This is a genomic window from Amycolatopsis sp. NPDC088138 (assembly GCF_044741685.1).
Lineage (GTDB): Bacteria > Actinomycetota > Actinomycetes > Mycobacteriales > Pseudonocardiaceae > Amycolatopsis.
Genome location: NZ_JBIUTB010000008.1, coordinates 222,671 through 244,052 on the forward strand (window position 1 = coordinate 222,671; position 21,382 = coordinate 244,052).

At 73.4% G+C, this 21,382-nt stretch carries 4 protein-coding genes; all 4 read left to right on the forward strand.

Features of this window, described 5'->3' with window-relative positions; translation table 11 throughout:
* Positions 1 to 234: 234 nt before the first annotated feature.
* The 4 genes from ACIOD2_RS42045 (at position 235) to ACIOD2_RS42060 (ending at position 21,382) form a co-directional block, all read left to right on the forward strand.
* Positions 235 to 6,552, forward strand: coding sequence for an SDR family NAD(P)-dependent oxidoreductase (locus ACIOD2_RS42045; RefSeq protein ID WP_400550970.1), 6,318 nt, complete (start codon positions 235 to 237; stop codon positions 6,550 to 6,552).
* Positions 6,552 to 6,773 carry a hypothetical protein gene (locus tag ACIOD2_RS42050; RefSeq protein ID WP_400550971.1) on the forward strand — a complete coding sequence of 74 codons (222 nt, stop codon included), beginning with the start codon at positions 6,552 to 6,554 and terminating at the stop codon, positions 6,771 to 6,773. The genes ACIOD2_RS42045 and ACIOD2_RS42050 overlap by 1 nt, the downstream gene beginning before the upstream one ends.
* A 16-nt stretch (positions 6,774 to 6,789) precedes the next feature.
* Entirely contained in the window at positions 6,790 to 16,581 is a 9,792-nt protein-coding gene (locus ACIOD2_RS42055; protein WP_400550972.1) for an SDR family NAD(P)-dependent oxidoreductase, read from the forward strand.
* A gap of 199 nt (positions 16,582 to 16,780) precedes the next feature.
* On the forward strand, positions 16,781 to 21,382 hold the full coding sequence (locus ACIOD2_RS42060) for an SDR family NAD(P)-dependent oxidoreductase (RefSeq protein ID WP_400551615.1): 4,602 nt from the start codon (positions 16,781 to 16,783) through the stop codon (positions 21,380 to 21,382).

Here is a 21,382-nt window from a genome sequence, read left to right on the forward strand (position 1 = left end):
GTCGTGCGGCCACGGGTCTCGGCGCTGAAATCCGGTTCGCCGAGAGCCACGTTAACGATTCCGTACCGCCGCGCCGGATACCTTTTCCACCGCCCGTCCACGGAACGGAAACCGGCTCGCGGGGCGCGCGATTACCCGCCGGTGGAACAGTTCCGCCCCGGCCGCGCACCCCCCTGTGGCTAGCTGGAGCAGCGAATTCCCTGTGCCGGGCGACCCGAGGTGGCGAGTGCGCGCATGACCGAGCTGGATTCCCTGCGACGGCTGGAAGGCCGGCCGCGCCCCGAGCGACGCCGGACGCTGCTGGCCCTGGTGCGCCGGGCCGTGGCGGCGGTGCTGGACGGCCCGCCGCCGTCCGGCCGCACGTTCGCCGACCTCGGCTTCGACTCGCTGCTCGCCGTGCGGCTGCACGCGTGGCTGACCGCCGAGACCGGCCTCGACCTGCCGGTGACCCTGGCTTACGACCACCCGGGCCCCGACGCGCTGGCCGACTTCCTGGACGAGTGCCTGTTCGGCGCGGTTTCTCTTGCCGACGAAGCTGCCGTCACGGTGGACAGCGAGCCGATCGTGATCGTCGGCATCGGCTGCCGCTTCCCCGGCGACGCCCACTCGCCCGCCGCCCTATGGTCCATTGTGGACGAAGGACGGGACGTCGTCACGGAGTTCCCGCGCGACCGCGGCTGGGACGTCGACGGCCTCTACGACCCCCGCCCCGGCACCCCGGGCCGCACCTACGTGCGCCACGGCGGTTTCCTGCACGACGCCGCCGAGTTCGACGCGGGCTTCTTCGGCATTTCACCGCGGGAAGCCCTGGCCATGGACCCGCAGCAGCGCCTGGTCCTGGAGACGGCGTGGGAAGCGCTGGAACGCGCCGGGATCGACGCCGGCACCCTGGCCGGCAGCCCGACCGGTGTGTTCGTCGGCGCCGAGCCGCAGGAGTACGGCACCCGCCTGGCCGACGCGCCCGAGGGCCTCGACGGGCACCTGCTCACCGGCAGCGCGCCCAGCGTCGTCTCCGGCCGCATCGCCTACACCCTCGGCCTGCAGGGGCCCGCGCTCACCGTCGACACCGCGTGCTCGGGCTCGCTCGTCGCGCTGCACCTGGCGGTCCGCGCGCTGCGGGCGGGGGAGTGCACGCTCGCCCTGGCCGGCGGGGTCGCGGTGCTGGGCACCCCCGGCCCGTTCGTCGCCTTCTCGAACCAGCGCGGCCTGGCCCCGGACGGCCGCTGCAAGCCGTTCTCGGCGGCCGCCGACGGCACGGCGTGGGCCGAGGGCGCCGGGATGTTCGTCCTGGAACGGCGGTCCGACGCCGAGCGCCTCGGCCACCCGGTGCTCGCGGTGGTCCGCGGCAGCGCGGTCAACTCCGACGGCGCGTCCAACGGCCTGACCGCCCCGAACGGCCCGTCGCAGCAGCGGGTGATCCGCGCCGCGCTGGCCGACGCCGGCGTCGAGGCGTCCACTGTGGACGTCGTGGAGGCGCACGGCACCGGTACCACCCTGGGTGACCCGATCGAGGCGCAGGCGCTGCTCGCCACCTACGGCCGCGACCGCGGGGAACCGCTGTGGCTGGGGTCGATCAAGGCCAACATCGGGCACGCGCAGGCCGCCGCGGGCGCGGCGGGCGTGATCAAGATGATCATGGCCCTGCAGCACGACCGATTGCCGCGCACGCTGCTCGGCGCCGATCCTTCGTCGGCCGTCGACTGGACGTCCGGCGCGGTCTCGCTGCTGGCCGAGCCGCGACCCTGGCCCCGCGGCGGCGAACCTCGGCGGGCCGCGGTGTCGTCGTTCGGCATCTCCGGCACCAACGCCCACGTCATCCTCGAAGAACCCGCCGTCACCGCGGAACGGCCCGAGCCGGAACCACTGTCGCCGATCGCGCTCGGCTTCTCGGCCGCCGATCCGGACGCACTCCGCGCCCAAGCCGCCCAGCTCGCGGCCTTCGACGGCAACCCCGCGGACCTCGCTTTCTCCCTGGCGACGACCCGGGCCACCCTCCCCGAACGCGCCTTCGTCGTGGCCCCGGACTCCGCCGCCCTCTCCGCCGCCCTGACCGCCTTCGACGACCGCGTTCTCCACGGCAATCAGCAGACGGAACTGGCCTACCTGTTCACCGGCCAGGGCGCCCAGCGGATCGCGATGGGCCGCGGCCTCTACGACACCTACGACGTCTACGCGGACGCCTTCGACGAGGTCTGCGCGCACGTGGACGTCCAGCTCGACACCCCGCTGCGTGACGTCGTGTTCGGCTCGGAGCTGGTGGACCGCACCGACTACGCCCAGCCCGCGTTGTTCGCCGTCGAGGTCGCCCTCTTCCGGCTGCTGGAGTCGTGGGGGGTCACCCCGGCGTACCTGTGCGGGCACTCGGTGGGCGAGTTCGCGGCCGCGCACGTGGCGGGCGTGCTCTCGCTGTCCGACGCGGCCATGCTGGTCACCGCGCGCGGTCGTCTCATGCGGGAGCTGCCCGAAGGCGGCGCGATGGTTTCCCTGCGCGCGTCGGAGGAAACCGCTCTCTCGCTGCTCAAGGGACACGAGCGGTACGCCGGGCTCGCCGCGGTCAACAGCGCGGACGCCGTCGTGCTGTCCGGCTCGGGTGACGTCCTGGAGAAGGCGATCGCCGGGTTCGACGGCAAGACCAAGTGGCTCAACGTCAGCCACGCCTTCCACTCGCCGCTCATGCGGGGCATGCTCGACGACTTCGCGCGGATCTGCCGCCTCGCCGACTACCACCCGGCGCGCCTCCCGATCGTCTCCACGGTCACCGGCCAGATCGGCGGCCACGACACGCCGGAATATTGGATCGAGCACGTCGAGGCGACCGTCCGGTTCGCCGACGCCCTGGACGTGCTGCGTGACGCCGGCTGCGGCACCTACCTGGAGCTGGGCCCGGACGGCGTCCTCTCGGCCCTGGTCGACGACGGTGTCGCCCGGCCGCTCCTGCGCCGCGACCGCCCGGAAGTCCCGGAGGCGCTGAACGCCCTCGGCACGGCCTACGTACGCGGTGCGGACGTCGACTTCGCGGCCCTCGCCCCCGGCGGCCGCCGGATCGACCTGCCCACCTACCCGTTCCAGCGGTCGCGCTACTGGCTCACCCCCGGCGCGGGCACCAGCGGCGCGCGCGGCCTCGGCCTGCGCGGCGCCGAGCACCCGCTCCTCGGCGCGGTCGTCCCGGTCCCCGGCGGCGACACGGTGTTCACGGCTCGGCTCTCGGTGACCGACCAGCCCTGGCTGTCCGGCCACGTCGTCGGCGGCGACGTCCTGTTCCCCGGCACCGGCTTCCTCGAGCTGGCCCTGCACGCCGGCGCCGAGACCGGCTGCCCGGCCGTCGAGGAGCTGACCCTGGGCGCGCCGCTGGTGCTCTCGGCCCCGGCCGAGGTCCAGGTCGTGGTGGCACCCCCGGACGACGACGGCCGCCGCGCGGTCACCGTCCACTCCCGCCCGGAACACGGCGACGACTGGACCCGCCACGCGACCGGCACCCTGGCGGCACTTTCACGTGAAAGTGCCGCACTAGGCGCATGGCCGCCGCCGGGTGAGGCTCAGTCCCTCGAGGGCTTTTACGACGACCTGCCCGGCTTCAGCTACGACGGTGTCTTCCGCGGCCTGCAAGCCGTGTGGGTCGACGGGGACGACGTCCACGCCGAAGTCGCCCTGGCCGAAGACGCCGAGGGCGGGTTCGGGATCCACCCGGCGCTGCTCGACGCCGGGTTGCACGCCCTGTTCCTGCGCGAGTCGGCCGAATCCGCCGGGGGACTGCCGTTTTCCTGGTCGGGGGTCCGGCTGCACGCGACCGGCGCGACCAGCCTGCGGCTGCGGATCTCGTTCCGCGCGGCCGACACGGTGTCGCTGGTCGCCGTCGATCCGGCGGGCGCCGAGGTGCTCAGCGTCGAGTCCCTCGTCGTCCGCCGCCCCGCCGCCCGCGGCCGGGATGTCCCGTCCGGGTTGTTCACCCTCGACTGGACGCCGATCGCGGCCGCCGAACCGGTGACCTGCACGACCTACCCCGAGGTCATCCCGGGACGGCCGGCCGTGCTGTCGGTGACGTCCGAAGGCGACCCGGTCGCCTCGGCGCACGAACTGGCCACGCGGCTCCTGGAAGTGCTGCAGGACTGGGTGACCCGAGACGAGTCCACTTTGGTCGTCCACACGCGACACGCGGCCGGTCCCGGCGCCGCCGACCCGGCGGCCGCGGCGGTCTGGGGTCTGGTGCGCAGCGCCCAGGCCGAGCACCAGGGCCGGTTCGTCCTCGTCGACGGCGACCTCGAGGACGTCCCCCTAGCAGTGGCCACCGGCGAACCGCAGGTCGCGGTGCGCGACGGCGTCCCGCTGGTCCCGCGGATCGCCGAAGCGGGTGGTCTCCTCCCGCCGCACGGCCCGTGGCGCCTGGACAAGGACGGCGAGGGCACCGTCGACCACCTCACCCTCGCGCCGGTCGAGGAGTCCGACCTCGGCCCCCACGACGTCCGGATCGCCGTGCGAGCGGCCGGGCTCAACTTCCGGGACGTGCTCAACGTCCTGGGCATGTACCCCGGCGAGGCCGGGCCGCTGGGCTGCGAGGTGGCCGGGACGGTTCTCGCCACCGGCGCCGCCGTCACCGACCTGGCCCCCGGTGACCGCGTGATGGGCATGGTGCACGGCGGCATCGGCCCGGTCGCCGTCGGCGAGCGGCCGTTCCTGGCCCGCGTCCCCGACAGCTGGACCGACGAGCAGGCCGCGACCGTGCCGCTGGTCTTCCTGACCGCGTACTACGCGCTGGTCGACCTGGCCGGGCTGAGGCAAGGCGAGTCGATCCTGGTCCACTCGGCCGCGGGCGGTGTCGGCATGGCCGCGACGCAGCTCGCGCACCACCTCGGCGCCGAGGTGTTCGGCACCGCGAGCGAGGGCAAGCAGCACGTCCTGCGCGCGGCCGGCCTGCCCGAAGACCACATCGCGTCGTCGCGCACCCTCGACTTCGAGCAGCGGTTCAGCGGGATCGACGTCGTCCTGAACGCCCTCTCCGGGGACTTCGTCGACGCGTCCCTGCGCACCATGGCGCCCGGCGGCCGGTTCCTGGAGATGGGCAAGACGGACATCCGCGAGCCGGAAGACGTCCACTACCAGGCGTTCGACCTGATCGACGCGGGCCCGTCACGGACGGCGGAGATCTGGGACGCCCTGGCCGAGCTGTTCGCGTCCGGCGCGCTCACCCCGCTGCCGGTGCGCACCTGGGACGTCCGCGAAGCCCCCGAGGCGTTCCGGTTCCTGAGCCAGGCCAAGCACATCGGCAAGGTCGCTCTCACACTGCCGCGAGCACTCGATCCGGAGAAGCCGGTGCTGATCACCGGCGGTACCGGCGGGCTGGGGGCCTTGATCGCCCGGCACCTCGTGGCCGAGCACGGCGTCCGCAAGCTGATCCTCACCAGCCGTCGTGGCCTCGACGCACCGGGTGCGCGGGAGTTGGCTGCCGAGCTGAACGCCGAGGTGGTCGCCTGTGACGTCACGGACCGCGCGGCGCTGGCCGCGCTCCTGGACGGCGTCGAGTTGACCGGTGTCGTGCACACTGCGGGTGTGCTCGACGACGGCGTCCTGACCGGGTTGACACCCGAGCGGCTCGAGAAGGTGTTGCGCCCCAAGGTGGACGCGGCCTGGCACCTGCACGAGCTGACGCGCGGCCACGACCTCGCGCTGTTCGCGCTGTACTCGTCGGTGTCCGGGATCGTCGGCTCCGCGGGCCAGGCGTCCTATGCCGCCGCGAACACGTTCCTCGACGCCTTGGCCGCCCACCGCCGAGCCGAGGGTCTGCCCGCGGTCTCGCTCGCGTGGGGGCTCTGGCGCGAAGGCATGGGCAGCGGGCTGGCCGACACCGACGTCGACCGCATGGCCCGCGAAGGCCTGCCGCCGCTCACCGCGGAGACCGGGCTCGCGCTGTTCGACGCGGCCTTGGACGGCGGGTTCACCACCGTCCTGCCGATCGAGCTGGACCGCGCGGCCCTGCGCGCCCACGCCCGGACCACCGAGGTCGCGCCGGTGCTGCGGGGCCTCGCGAAGGTCACCACGCGCCGCGCGGCCGGGCCCGCGACGGCCGGACACGCCCTGGGCGACCGGCTCACGACGTTGCCCGACGAGGAACGCTCGACCCTGCTGATCGACCTGGTGCGGCACAACGCCGCCGCGGTCCTCGGCCACGAAGCCGGCGGCGCGATCGACCCGGCCCGCGCGTTCAAGGACCTCGGGTTCGACTCCCTGACGTCGGTGGAGCTGCGCAACCGGATCAACACCGTCACCGGCCTGCGCCTGTCGGCCACCGCGGTGTTCGACCACCCGACCGTCGCGTCGCTGGCCGGGCACCTCCTGGCCGAGCTGGCACCCCCGTCGGTGAGCCCGACCGACGCTCTCCTGTCCGAACTGGACCGCTTCGAAGCACGGCTCTCCACTGTGGACGACGACGGCCGGATCGCCGCGCGGCTCCGTGCTCTGCTGGACGGGTTCGCCGCGCCCGGTGCCAGCTCCCGGCTGGAGGACGCGACCGCCGACGAGGTCGTCGACTTCCTGGCCACCGAGCTGGGGATCTCCTGATGCCGGACAAGAAGGCCGTCAAGCGGGTGCTCGGCGAGATCGAGAAGCTGAGCGAGAACCTGCGCGAGCTCGACAAGGAAGACCGCAAGAAAGTCGCCAAGCCGCTGAAGAAGCTGCTGCTGGCCTACGCCACCGGGGACGGCGACGAGAAGTTCGACGACCTGCTCGTCGACGCCGCGATCGACAAGGTCTTCGACTTCCTCACCGACGAGATCTTCTGACCACAGCGAGGGAATGATGGCGGACCAAGACAAGCTCCTCGACCTGCTCAAGCGCGTCACGGGAGACCTGCAGCGGACCCGCGAACGGCTGCGTGACGCCGAGGACGGCCGGCACGAGCCGGTCGCGATCGTCGGCATGGCCTGCCGGTTCCCCGGCGGTGCCGACACCCCCGCCGCGCTGTGGGACCTCGTCGACAACGGCCGTGAAGGCATCGGCGAGTTCCCCGCCGACCGCGGCTGGGACACCTCCGGCCTGTTCGACGACGACCCCGACCACCGCGGCACCACCTACGTGCGCACCGGCGGCTTCCTGCCCAGTGCCGCCGGGTTCGACGCCGAGTTCTTCGGGATCTCGCCGCGTGAGGCGCTCGCGATGGAGCCGCAGCAACGGCTGCTGCTGGAGGTCGGCTGGGAGGCCGTCGAACGTTCGGGTCTCGACCCGGCCGCGCTGCGCGGCAGCCCCACCGGTGTCTACATCGGAGTGTCGGCGCAGGAATACGGGCCGCGCCTGCACAACCCGGGTGACGCGGTCGACGGCTACCTGCTCACCGGCACCACCTGCAGTGTCCACTCCGGACGGATCGCCTACCAGCTCGGCCTGGAGGGCCCGGCCGTGTCGATCGACACGGCGTGCTCGTCGTCGCTGGTCGCGGTGCACGCCGCGGTCCGTGGCCTGCGCGCGGGGGAGTGCACCCTCGCGCTGGCCGGCGGGGTCAACCTGATGGCGTCCCCGGGCATCTTCGTCGACTTCGCACGCCAGCGCGGCCTGGCCCCGGACGGGCGGTGCAAGTCGTTCTCCGACGACGCCGACGGCACCGCCTGGGCCGAAGGCGTCGGCATGCTCGTGCTGGAGAAGCTGTCCGACGCGCAGCGCAACGGCCACCGGATCCTCGCCGTGGTCAAGGGTTCCGCGGTGAACTCCGACGGCGCGTCCAACGGCCTCACCGCCCCGAACGGCCCGTCGCAGCAACGCGTGATCCGTGCCGCGCTGGCCGACGCCCGATTGTCCACATCGGACGTCGACGCGATCGAGGCGCACGGCACCGGCACCCGCCTCGGCGACCCGATCGAGGCCGAAGCCCTGCTGGCGACCTACGGCCGCGACCGCTCACGCCCCCTGTTCCTGGGCTCGGTCAAGTCGAACTTCGGCCACGCCCAGGCCGCGGCCGGGGTGGCCGGCATCATCAAGATGGTCGAGGCGATGCGCCACGGCGTCCTGCCGCCGACCCTGAACGTCGGCACGCCCAGCACCGAGGTCGACTGGGCCGGCGGCCCAGTGTCGCTGCTGACCGAGCGCACCGGCTGGCCCGAGGGCACGCGGCGGTGTGCCGTGTCGTCGTTCGGGATCAGCGGGACCAATGCGCACGTGGTGCTGGAACAGGCACCTGAAGCCGTGGTCGAAGAGCGGCCCGCGCCGCCCGCGGTCGTCCCGCTGCTGCTGTCCGCGGCCACGGAACCCGCGCTGGCCGGCCAGCTCGCCCGGCTGGCCTCGGTCACCGCGGAGCCGGTCGACGTGGGGTACACCCTGGCGACGACCCGGGCCGCGTTGCCGTACCGCGCGGTCGTCGTCGGCTCGGACCGGGTGACCGGCCGCGTCACCGAAGGCGGGCTGGCGTTCCTGTTCACCGGCCAGGGTTCGCAGCGGCCCGGCATGGGTGCCGCGCTGTACGAGGCGTTCCCGGTGTTCGCGGCGGCCTACGACGAGGTTGCGGCGGTGCTGCCGGACATCGGGGACCTGTCTCGGACGGAGTTCGCGCAGCCCGCGATCTTCGCCCTGGAAGTCGCGTTGTTCCGGCTGGTCGAGTCGTGGGGCGTCCGCCCGGACTTCCTGGCCGGGCACTCGATCGGCGAGATCGCGGCCGCCCATGTGGCAGGTGTCCTGTCGCTGGAAGACGCGGCGAAGCTGGTGTCCGCGCGCGGCCGGTTGATGCAGGCGCTGCCCGAAGGCGGCGCGATGGTCGCGGTCCAGGCGTCGGCGGACGAGGTCCGCGAGGTGCTCTCGGACAAGGTGTCACTGGCTGCGGTGAACGGGCCGACGTCCGTCGTGCTGTCCGGTGTTGCGGAAGCCACCCTTGAGGCCGCGGCCCGGTTCGCCGACCGCAAGACCAAGCGCCTCGACGTCTCGCACGCGTTCCACTCGGTGCTGATGGAACCGATGCTGGCCGAATTCGCTTCGGTGGTAAGGGAATTGACCTTCGCGGCGCCGCGGGTCCCGATCGTCTCGACGGTCCGTGAGGGCGCGGACCTGACCGATCCCGAGTACTGGGTCTCGCACGTCCGGGACACCGTGCTCTTCTCCGACGCGGTCGATCACCTGCGCGGGAAGGGCGTCACCAAGTTCCTCGAACTCGGGCCCGACGCCGTGCTGAGCGCCCTGGTCGACGCGGACGTCGCCGTGCCCGCACTGCGCCGTGACCACGACGAGCCGCGGCAGCTGGTCACCGCGCTCGGCACGCTGCACGCGCACGGCGTCCCCGTCGACTGGGCCACGTACTTCGGCGGCAGCGGCCGGTTCGTCGAGCTGCCCACCTACGCCTTCCAGCACGAGCACTTCTGGCTCGGCCAGGAGAGCGACGCCGACGTCACCTCGGCCGGGCTCGCCGCCGCCGACCACCCGCTGCTCGGCGCCGCGGTGTCCGTGGCCGCCGACGACGGCGTCCTGCTCACCGGCCGGCTCTCCCTGGAGCGGCACCCGTGGCTGGCCGACCACGTCGTCGCGGGCCGGGTGCTGGTGCCGGGCACGGCGTTCGCCGAGCTGGCCATCCGCGCCGGCGACGAAGCCGGGTGCACCGGGATCGAAGAGCTGATCCTGCAGGAGCCCCTGGTCCTCGAACCCGGTTCGGCGCCGGAGGTCCAGGTCGTCGCGGGGGCGGCCGACGAGCACGGCCGCCGTCCGGTGTCGATCCACTCGCGCCTGCCGGAGCACCCGTGGACCACCCACGCCACCGGCTTCCTCGGCACCCCAACGACGTCCACTGTGGACATCCCGTGGCCGCCGGACGCCACGGAGGTCGCTCTCGACGACGCCTACGACCGTCTCGCGGCGGCCGGGCTCGCGTACGGCCCGATGTTCCAGGGGCTGCGCAAGGTCTGGCGCCGGGGCGACGAGATCTTCGCCGAGGTGGCCCTGCCCGAGAACGCGGGAGGCGGCTTCGGTCTCCATCCGGCGCTGCTGGACGCGGCGTTGCAGGCCACGGCCGTGCGGGGCGAGGACCAGAGCTCGGTCCCGTTCGCGTGGCGCGACGTCGTGCTCCACGCCCGAGGCGCGACCGAGCTGCGGGTGCACGCCCGTCCGAGCGCTGACGGCCTGTCCCTGGAGCTTGCCGACGGAACAGGTGCCCCGGTGGCGTCGATCGGCGGCCTGAGCGTCCGCGCGGTGACCACCACGCGGTCACTCGAGGGCCTCTACCGCATCGACGAGGTCCCGCTCTCGGCCGTCACAGCTTCCAGCCTGGCCGCGGTCGTGGCGGCCGACTCGCTCGACGCCACTCTCTTGGCGCTGCAGGAGTTCTTGGCCTCGGACGAACCGGACCCCCTGGTCGTGCTGACCGGCCCGGCCGACGGGGCCGTCGAAGGCCTGGTCAGGGCGGCACAGGCGGAGAACCCGGACCGCATCGTCCTGCTCCGCGGCGCCCATTCAGACGTCGAAGCCGCGCTCGCCACCGGCGAACCGGAGGTCCACGCCCACGACGGAGCCCTGTTCGCCCCGCGCTTGGCGAGGGTGGCCGCTGGGCAATCGTCCACACTGGACACGCCAGGCACCGTGCTGATCACCGGGGGTACCGGCGGTCTTGCCGCCTGGCTCGCCCGGCACCTCGTCACCACCCACGGTGTCCGGCACCTGCTGCTGGTCAGCCGCCGCGGCGAGGCCGCGCCCGGCGCCGCCGAACTGGCCGAGGAACTCACCGGCCTCGGTGCCACCGTTCGCGTCGAGGCCTGTGACGTCGCCGACCGTGAGCAGGTCCGCGACCTCCTCGACCGGGCCCAGCCGCAGGTCACCGGGGTCGTCCACGCGGCCGGTGTGCTCGACGACGGTGTCCTCACCTCGCTCACCCCCGAGCGTCTCGACGGCGTCTTCCGGGCCAAGGCGACCGCCGCCCGGGTGCTGCACGACCTCACCGGCGACCTGGACTTCTTCGTCCTGTTCTCGTCGATCGCGGGTGTCTTCGGCTCCCCGGGCCAGGCCGCCTACTCCGCCGCCAACGCCGACCTCGACGCCCTCGCCCGACAGCGTCGCGCGGAGGGGAAGCCCGCCCAGTCGCTCGCCTGGGGTCTGTGGCAGGACGGCATGGGCGCCACCCTGACCGGCACCGACCGCGACCGCATCGGCCGCGACGGCTTCGGCGCCCTCGCCCCGGAAGACGGCCTCGCGCTGTTCGACGCCGCCGTCGCCGACGGCGGCGAAGTCCTGGTGCCGGTGCAGCTCGACCTCGCGGCCGTCCGGAAGGCCGGGGTCCCGCCGCTGTTGCGCGGGCTGGTCCGCGTCAAGACCCGTCGTGAAGCTCGGCGCGCCGAGACCGGCCTGGCTGGACGGCTGGCCGGGCTGTCCGAAGCCGACCGGGAAGCCCTGCTCGTCGACCTGGTCCGCGCCCGCGTCGCGGCCGTGCTCGGCCGGGCCGGTGCGGACACCGTGGAGGCGTCCAGGCCGTTCACCGAACTGGGCTTCGACTCGCTGACCGCCGTCGAACTGCGCAACGAACTCGGCGCCGAGACCGGGCTGCGGCTGCCCGCGACGCTCGTTTTCGACCACCCGAGCCCGGCGGCCGTCGCGACCTTCCTCGGCACTGAATTGGTTGGCGCGCCTCAGGAAACCCGCCCTGCCGTGACCCGGCGCAAGCAGACCGACGAGCCGATCGCCATCGTCGCGATGAGCTGCCGTTACCCCGGCGGTGTCCGGTCGCCGGAGGACCTGTGGAACCTCGTCGACGCCGGGACCGACGCCATCTCGCCGTTCCCCAGTGGGCGTGGCTGGGACGTCGACGGCATCTACGATCCGGAGCCCGGACTGCCCGGCAAGACCTATACCCGGCACGGCGGCTTTCTGCACGACGCGGGTGAGTTCGACCCCGAGTTCTTCGGCATCTCGCCGCGCGAAGCCCTCGCGATGGACCCGCAGCAGCGGCTGCTCCTCGAGATCAGCTGGGAGGCCCTGGAACGCGCCCAGCTCGACCCGGCGTCGCTCAAGGGCAGCGCGACCGGCGTTTTCGCCGGGATCATGTACTACGACTACGCAGCGAAACTCGCCGGCGTGCCCGACAGCGTCGCTGGCTTCCTCGGCACCGGCACCTCCGCGAGCGTGCTGTCCGGCCGCGTCGCCTACACGCTCGGGCTGGAGGGCCCGGCGGTGTCGGTGGACACGGCTTGCTCGTCGTCGCTGGTCGCGCTGCACCTCGCCGCCCGCTCGCTGCGGGCGGGGGAGTGCACGATGGCCCTCGCGGGTGGGGTCACGGTGATGGCGACGCCGGAGACCTTCCTCGACTTCTCCCGCCAGCGCGGCCTGTCCCCGGACGGCCGGTGCAAGTCGTTCTCGAACGACGCCGACGGCACCGGCTGGTCCGAAGGCGCCGGCGTGCTCGTGCTCGAACGGCTGTCCGACGCCCGCCGTAACGGGCACCCGGTCCTGGCCGTGGTCCGCGGGTCCGCCGTCAACCAGGACGGCGCGTCCAACGGCCTCACCGCCCCGAACGGACCGTCGCAGCAACGCGTGATCCGCGCCGCGCTGGCCGACGCCGGTCTGTCCACTTCGGACATCGACGCCGTCGAGGCGCACGGCACCGGCACCCGCCTCGGCGACCCGATCGAGGCGCAGGCACTCCTCGCGACCTACGGCGACGAGCGCGACGAACCGCTGTGGTTCGGTTCGGTCAAGTCCAACCTCGGCCACACGCAGGCCGCCGCGGGGGTCGCCGGGATCATCAAGATGGTCGAGGCGATGCGCCGCGGTGTGCTGCCCCGCAGCCTGCACGCGGCGGAGCTGTCGGCCGAGGTCGACTGGGACGCGGGCGCGGTTTCGCTGCTGACCGAGCCGCGGCCGTGGCCCGGCAGCGGCCGCCCGCGCCGTGCGGGCGTGTCGTCGTTCGGGATCAGCGGGACCAACGCGCACGTCGTCCTGGAGCAGGTCCCGGAGCCTGCCCCGGCCGGACCCGCCCGGCCCGGTGTCGTGCCGTGGGTGCTCTCGGCGAAGACCGACCAGGCGCTGGCCGACCGGGCCCTCGCACTCCTGGACCTGGACGCCGACCCGCGTGACGTCGCTTTCTCGCTGGCCACGACCCGGACGGTGCACGAGCGCCGGGCCGCGGTCGTCGGCGCGGACACGTCCGAGTTGCGAGCCGGTCTGAAGGCCGTGGCCGAGGGCCAGGGGATCGTCGGACGGCCCCGGCCGGGCAAGCTGGCGTTCTTGTTCACCGGCCAGGGTTCGCAGCGACCCGGCATGGGAACCGAGCTGTACGAGGCATTCCCGGTGTTCGCGGCGGCCTACGACGAGGTGTCGGCGTTGCTGCCGGAGATCGGCGACCTCGGGCAGACCCAGTTCGCGCAGCCCGCGATCTTCGCCCTCGAAGTCGCGCTGTTCCGGCTGGTCGAGTCGTGGGGTGTCCGGCCCGATTTCCTGGCTGGCCATTCGATCGGCGAGATCGCCGCCGCGCACGTCGCCGGAGTGCTCTCGTTGCCGGACGCGGCGAAGCTTGTCGAAGCGCGCGGCCGGTTGATGCAGGCCCTGCCCGCGGGCGGTGTCATGGTCGCCATCCAGGCATCCGAGGACGAGGTGCGCGAGCACCTGTCCGGCGAGGTCTCCCTGGCCGCGGTCAACGACGAGAACTCCGTGGTGCTGTCCGGCGCCGAAGGCCCGACCCTCGCGGTCGCGGAACGGTTCGCCGGACGGAAGACCAAGCGCCTCGACGTGTCGCACGCGTTTCACTCGGTCCTGATGGAACCGATGCTCGACGACTTCGCCGCGGTGGTGCGGGAACTGACCTTCGCCGCGCCGCGGATCCCGATCGTGTCGACCGTGAGCGAGACCGCGGACTTCACCGATCCGGAGTACTGGGTGACGCACGTGCGGGAGACCGTCCGGTTCGCTGACGCAGTGGCGCGGCTGGCCGAGGGTGGCGTCACGAAGTTCCTCGAACTCGGCCCCGACGCCGTCCTGTCCGCGCTCACCGAGGGCGTTCCCTTGCTGCGCAAGGGACGTGACGAAGCGACCACGGTGATGACCGCACTCGCGACGCTGCACGTCCAGGGTGTGCCGATCGACTGGGACGGCGTCCTCCCGGGCGCGCGACGGCTCGACCTGCCCACCTATCCGTTCCAGCGCAAGCACTTCTGGCTCGAACCGGCGTCCACCGGCGACCTCACGGCGGCCGGGCTGGAGACCTCGGACCACCCCCTGCTCGCGGCCGGGCTTTCGCTGGCTGAAGGGGACGGGACTGTCCTCACGGGACGGTTGTCCCTGTCCAGCCACCCGTGGCTGGCCGGGCACACCGTGCACGACACCGTCCTGCTGCCGGGCGCGGCCCTTGCTGAACTGGCCGTCCGGGCCGGGGACGAGGCCGGACGGCCGCGGCTGGTCGAGCTGACCCTGCACGCGCCCGTCGTCATCCCCGAATCCGGACCGGTCGAACTGCAGGTCGCGGTCAGCGCCGCCGCGGCGGTCACCGTGCACTCGCGGATCCCCGGTGAGGAGTGGGAGCTCAACGCGTCCGGTCTACTGGCCGAGGCCGCCCCGCCGGTCACCGGGTTCGCCTGGCCGGACGGGCTCGAGCCGATCGACCTCGGCTCGTTCTACGACGACCTCGCCGACCGCGGCTTCGCCTACGGCCCGCTGTTCCAGGGCCTGCGCGCGGCCTGGCGGCACGGCGAGGACCGCTACGCCGAGATCTCGCTGCCGGAGGAGGCCCACGACGACGCGGCCCGCTTCGGCCTGCACCCCGCGCTGTTCGACGCCGCGCTGCACGGCATGTTCCTCGGCGCCGGTGAGGAAGCGGGCGCCCTGCCGTTCAGCTGGAGCGACGTCAGCCTGCACGCGAGCGGCGCCACGGCGGTCCGCGCGCGGCTGCGGTTCACCGGGCCCGGCGAGGTCGCGGTCGAGCTGACCGACCTCGCCGGGGCGCCGGTGCTGTCGGTCGGGTCGCTGGTCGTCCGCGCGGTCACCGGCGAGCAACTCCGGGCCGGCGAGGACCGGTCGCTGTTCCGGGTTGAGCACGTCGCCGTCGAACCGCCGCCCGCGTCGCCGGTGGTGCAGGCGCGCTGGGACGAGGTGACCGAGCCGGTGCCGCCGGTGGTTGTCCTGCCGGCGTCCGGGGTCCACGCGGTGCTCGACGTCCTGCAGCGCTTCCTCACCGAACCGCGGTTCTCCGGCTCGCGCCTGGTCGTCGTGACCGGCGGCGGGCTCGACGACGCGGCTGCGACCGGGCTCGTCCGCTCGGCGCAGGCCGAGAACCCCGGCCGGTTTGTGCTGCTGGACGGCGAAGTGTCCGATGTGGACCTCGCGCTGGCCACCGGGGAACCCCGCGTCCGCGTCCGCGACGGCCGCGCCGAGGTGCCGCGGCTGGTCAAGACCGAACCCGGCCGCAAGCCGAACTGGGAACCCGCGGGGACCGTGCTGGTCACCGGCGGCACCGGCGGGGTCGGGGCCAAGCTGGCCGAACGGCTCGTCACCGAACACGGCGTCGAAAGCCTCGTGCTCACCAGCCGCCGCGGCCTCGCCGCGCCCGGCGCAGAGGAACTGGCGCTGCGGCTGCGTGAGCTGGGCGCCGAGGTGCGGGTGGAAGCCTGCGACGTCGCCGATCGTTCGGCGGTGGCCGCGCTGCTCGACGGCATTCCCGGTTTGTCGGGGATCGTGCACGCGGCCGGCGTCCTCGACGACGGCGTCGTCACCGCGCTGACCCCCGAGCGGCTGGACCGTGTGCTGGGCCCGAAGGCCGACGGCGCGCGGCACCTGCACGAGCTGACCCTGGACCGGCCGCTGACGGAGTTCGTGCTGGTCTCGTCGGTGTCCGGGGTACTCGGCGGGCCGGGCCAGGGCAACTACGCCGCGGCCAACGCCTACCTCGACGCGCTGGCCGAGCAGCGGTACGCCGACGGCCTGCCCGCGCGGTCGCTGGCGTTCGGGATGTGGGCGGCCGAGGGCATGGGCGGGGTGCTGGACCAGGCACTCGTCGACCGGATGCGGCGTGACGGCTTCGGTGCGCTGTCCCCGGAGGAGGGCGCGGTGCTGTTCGACCTCGCGCCCGGCCCGGTGTCGGTGCCGGTCAAGCTCGACCTGGCCGGGCTGCGCGACCAGGCCCGGGCGGGGGTGCTGCCCGCGCTGCTCACCGGCCTGGTCCGGCTGCCCGTGCGCCGGGTCGTCTCCAGCGGTGCGGTTCCGGTGCTCACCCGGGAGGCGCTGCCGGAGCTGGTGCTGACCCACACGGCCCAGGTGCTCGGCTTCGCGACGGCGTCCGAGATCGACCCGGAGCACGCCTTCACCGACCTCGGGTTCGACTCCCTGACGTCGGTGGAGCTGCGCAACCGCCTGGCGGCCGCGGCCGGCCGTCCCCTGGGCGCGACGGTGGTGTTCGACCACCCGACCCCGGCGGCCCTGGCCACGCACCTGGCCACGCTGCTGTTCCCGGAGATCGTCGTCCCCGACGAGGCCCGCCTCCGCCGCGCCCTAGCAGCCGCCTCCCTTAACCGCCTCCGCGAGCTAGGCGTCCTGGAAGCGCTACTCCACCTGACCGAGGACACCCCGGCACCGGAGTCCGAGGAATCCATCGACGACCTGGACGTCGGCGACCTCATCAGCCGGGCCATGTCCACCTCCCGCGACTGACGCTCCACCCCGAAAGTCCGTGAATGGCCCATTGAGGGACTTCAAGTCCCTCAATGGGCCATTCACGGACTTGCTTGCGTTCGGGGGGAGTGGGTGCCGGGTTACCGGGGGGTGGTGAAGGGCGCGCGGGGGAGGGCGCCGGCGCGCCCAGGATGGGGGGCATGCCCGAGCTTCGCCCGTCTCGTCCGGTCCGGAGAATCTGATGGCGACACCTGAGGAACTGGTTGCCGCACTGCGGGAATCGGTCAAGGAGAACAGCAGGCTGGCCGCGCGCAACCGGGAACTCGCCGACGCCGCGCGCGAACCGGTCGCGATCATCGGCATGGGGTGCCGCTACCCCGGTGGGGCCGACTCGCCCGAACGGCTGTGGGACCTCGTGGCCGACGGCCGCGACGCCGTGTCGGAGTTCCCCGCCGACCGCGGCTGGAACCTCGCCGAGCTGTTCCACCCCGATCCCGACCACCCCGGCACGTCCTACGCGCGCGAAGGCGGCTTCCTCCACGACGCCGCCGAGTTCGACCCCGAATTCTTCGGCATCTCGCCGCGCGAGGCCCTCGCCATGGACCCGCAGCAGCGGCTGCTGCTGCAGATCAGCTGGGAAGCGATCGAACGGGCGGGTCTCGACGCCTCGGCGTTGAAGGGCAGCGCCACCGGCGTGTTCGCCGGGATCATGTACCACGACTACGGTTCCGGCGCGGGTCAGCTGCCCGAAGGCGTCGAAGGTTTCCTCGGCACCGGTACGGCCGGCAGTGTGCTGTCCGGCCGCGTTGCCTACTCCTTCGGTTTCGAGGGCCCGGCCGTCTCGGTCGACACGGCGTGCTCGTCGTCGCTGGTGGCGGTGCACCTGGCCGCGCAGGCGCTGCGGGCGGGGGAGTGCACGCTCGCCCTGGCCGGCGGCGCGACGGTGATGGCCGTCCCGGACACGTTCGTCGAGTTCTCCCGCCAGCGCGGCCTCGCCCCGGACGGCCGCTGCAAGTCCTTCGGCGCGGCCGCCGACGGCACCGGCTGGGGCGAAGGCGCGGGCGTCCTGCTGCTGGAAAAGCTGTCGGACGCGCTAGCAAACGGCCACCGCGTCCTCGCGGTCGTGCAGGGTTCGGCGGTCAACTCCGACGGCGCGTCCAACGGCCTCACCGCCCCCAACGGCCCGTCCCAGCAACGGGTGATCCGCGCCGCGCTGGCGAGCGCCGGACTGTCCACATCGGACATCGACGTCGTCGAAGCGCACGGAACGGGCACCCGCCTGGGCGACCCGATCGAGGCCGACACGCTGCTGGCCACGTACGGCCGCGACCGGTCGGTGCCGCTGTACCTGGGCTCGGTCAAGTCGAACCTCGGCCACACCCAGGCGGCCGCCGGGGTGGCCGGGATCATCAAGATGGTCGAGGCCCTTCGCCGCGGCGAACTGCCCCGCACCCTGCACGCCGACGAGCCGTCCCCGCACGTGGCGTGGGACTCGGGCGCGGTGGAGCTGCTCACCTCGCACCGCCCGTGGCCCTCGGTGGATCGCCCGCGCGCGGCGGCGGTGTCGTCGTTCGGCATCAGCGGGACGAACGCTCACGTGGTGCTGCGCCAGGCTCCCGCGGAGGTGCCAGCGTCGGCCGGGTCGCGGCGGGTCTCCGCCGACCCGGTCGCTGGGGTGCACGCGCCCGGAACCTCCTCTGAGGTGTCGGCACCGGGCTCCGCCGGGACGAGCAAGCACGCCGGGCCGCGGCGGGCCCCCGCCGAGGTGCCCGCGCCGGGGGAGTCGCGGCGGGCTCCCGCCGACCTGGTCGCCGGAGCGCCCGGGGTCTTCGGCGAGGTGTCGGCACCGGGCTCGGCCGAATCCTCCGCCGGGTCGCGGCGGACCCCCGCCGACCTGGTCGCCGGAGCGCAGGCGCCCGGAGTCTCCGGCGAGGCCGACCGCCCGACCGCACGGTTTCCGTGGGTGCTCTCCGCCCGCGACGAATCCGCCCTGCCCGAGCTGGCGGCCCGCTTGCTCCGCACCGAAGGCGACCCGGTCGACATCGCCTGGTCCCTCGCCACCAGCCGCGCTGCTCTGCCGTTCCGCGCGGCCGTCACCGGGGACCTCAAGACCGGCCTCGAAGCGCTGGCCGCCGGTGAAGCCGCTCCCGGGGTTGTCACCGGGCGCGCGACTGGCGGCAAGCTCGCCTTCCTCTGCACCGGCCAGGGCGCCCAGCGGCTCGCGATGGGCACCGAGCTCGCCACGGCGTTCCCGGTCTTCGGCGAGGCCTTCACCCGGGTTGCCGAGCGGCTGGACGCGCACACCGGGTTCCGGCTCACCGACGTCCTGGCCTGCGGCGACAAGGCCATGATCGACCGCACCGAGGTCGCGCAGCCCGCGCTGTTCGCCTTCGAGGTGGCCATGGCCGCACTGGTCCGCTCCTGGGGCGTCGAGCCGGACTTCCTGCTCGGTCACTCCATCGGCGAGCTCGCCGCCGCGTACCTCGCCGGCGTCTGGTCCCTCGACGACGCCGCCCGCCTGGTCGCCGCCCGCGGCCGTCTCATGCAGGCGCTGCCCGCCGGCGGCGCGATGGTCGCCTTGCAGGCGACCGAAGACGAGCTGGACCTGCCCGACGGCGTGAGCATCGCCGCGATCAACGGGCCCAAGTCCGTCGTGCTCTCCGGCGAGGAAGCCGCGGTCACCGCACTCGTCGAAAGCTTCCCGGACCGGCGCGCCAAGCGTCTCCCCGTCAGCCACGCCTTCCACTCCGCGCTCATGGACGGGATGCTCGACGACTTCCGCGAGGTCGCCCGGAGCGTCACCTACGCCGAGCCACGGATTCCGATCGTGTCGACCGTGACCGAGACCGCCGACTTCACCGACCCGGAGTACTGGGTGCGGCAGGTGCGCGACGCCGTCCGGTTCGCCGACGGCGTCCGCACCCTGCGCTCCCGCGGCGTCCGGCGGTTCCTCGAGATCGGGCCGGACGCCTCCCTGTCCGCCCTCGGCGCCGACTGCGTCACCGACGCGACTTTTGTTGCCGCCCAACGGAAAGATCAAGACGAGACGGCCGCCGCCGACCTGGCCCGGGCCCGGCTGTTCACCGCCGGGGTCCGGCTCGACTGGGCCGCGATCTTCGCGGGCACCGGCGCCGCCCGTGTCGACTTACCGACCTATCCGTTCCGGCGAGACCGCTTCTGGCTCGCCGCCGCGGACCGCGGCACGCCCCCGGCCCGGCGGTACGAGGTCGTCTGGCGCCCGATCGAGCCCGCGGCGACGCCCGAAGCCGACTGGACGGTCTACGCACCGGAACGGCACGAGTGGGCCGAAGGCGCCGCGAAAGCCCTGAACGCGCCACTCGTGACCGAGATCCCGGAGGACGGCCCGATCCTCGCCTTCCCCGCGGACGCCGCCGACCTCGCCGAAATCCTCCGGGCGACTCCGGCGAAGGTCTGGTGCGCCACCACCGACCCCGGCGTCGCCGCCGTCGGCCGCGTCGCGGCGATCGAACAGCCCCGACGCTGGGGCGGCTGCGTCACCCTGCGTGAGAAGGAGGACGTCGCCCGCCTGCGAGACGTCCTCGGCGGTCCGGAAGACGAAGTGGCGATCCGCGACGGCCAGGTCTTCGCACGAAGGTTCGTCCCGGCCAAGCCCACGTCCGCGAAGCCGTGGACGACAACGGGCACCGCGCTGATCACCGGCGGCACCGGCGCCCTCGGCGCGATCGTGGCCGAACGCCTCGCCCGCGCCGGAGCCGAGCACCTCGTGCTGCTGTCCCGCCGCGGTGAGGACGCACCGGGCGCGGCGGAACTGCGCGAGCGGCTGGGTGTCCGCGTCACCATCCACGCCTGCGACGCGGCGGACAAAACCGCACTGTCCACAGTGGTCTCCCAGATAGACGACCTCCGGGTCGTCGTCCACACGGCGGGCGTCCTCGACGACGCCCTCCTCGACGACGCCACCCCGGAGCGCTTCGCAGCCGTCGCCCGGCCGAAGGTGACCGCCGCGCGGCACCTGCGGGAACTCACCAGCGACCTCGACGCCTTCGTCCTGTTCTCCTCGGTGGCCGGCGTCCTCGGCAACGGCGGCCAAGCCGCCTACGCCGCCGCCAACGCGGAACTCGACGCCCTCGCCGCGCAGTGGCGCGAGGAGGGTGTCCCGGCGGTGTCGATCGCCTGGGGCCCGTGGGCCGAAGGCGGCATGGCGGAGAACGTCCACCACAAGGGCCTTCGCCCGATGACCCCCGAAGCCGGCGCGGAAGAGTTCATGAACGCGATCGCCGCCGACGACGTCACCGTGACCGTCGCCGACATCGACTGGCCCACGTTCTTCGAGGACTTCCGCGCCGCTCCGGCCCTCGTCGAGCTGCCGCGTCCCGAAACGAAACAAGAGACACCGGATCTGCGAGCCCAGCTGACCGGCCTGATCGAGCCCGAACAGCGACGGCTGCTGCTCCAGCTCGCCCGCGAAACCGTGGCGCGGGTGCTCGGCCACCCGGACGTGAGCAAGATCGGCGCGGACCGCGCGTTCACCGAGCTGGGCTTCGACTCGCTGACCGCCGTCGAGCTGCGCAACCGGCTCGACGCCGCGACCGGCCTGGCCGTGCCCGCGACGCTCGTCTTCGACCACCCGACACCGCAGGCTCTCGCCGCCTACCTCTGGCAGGAGCTGGCCGGGGGAGCGGACGACGACGTCGACGGCCTGCTCGACACGCTCGAAGCCGCACTGAGCCGCCTCGACGCGGACAGCGAAGAGCACGCCCGGGCGCTCACGCGCCTGGCGGACCTGGCGCGGCCGGACTTCAAGCCGTCTTCGGACGACGAGCTCTTCGCCTTCATCGACCAGCAACTCGGCGCCTGA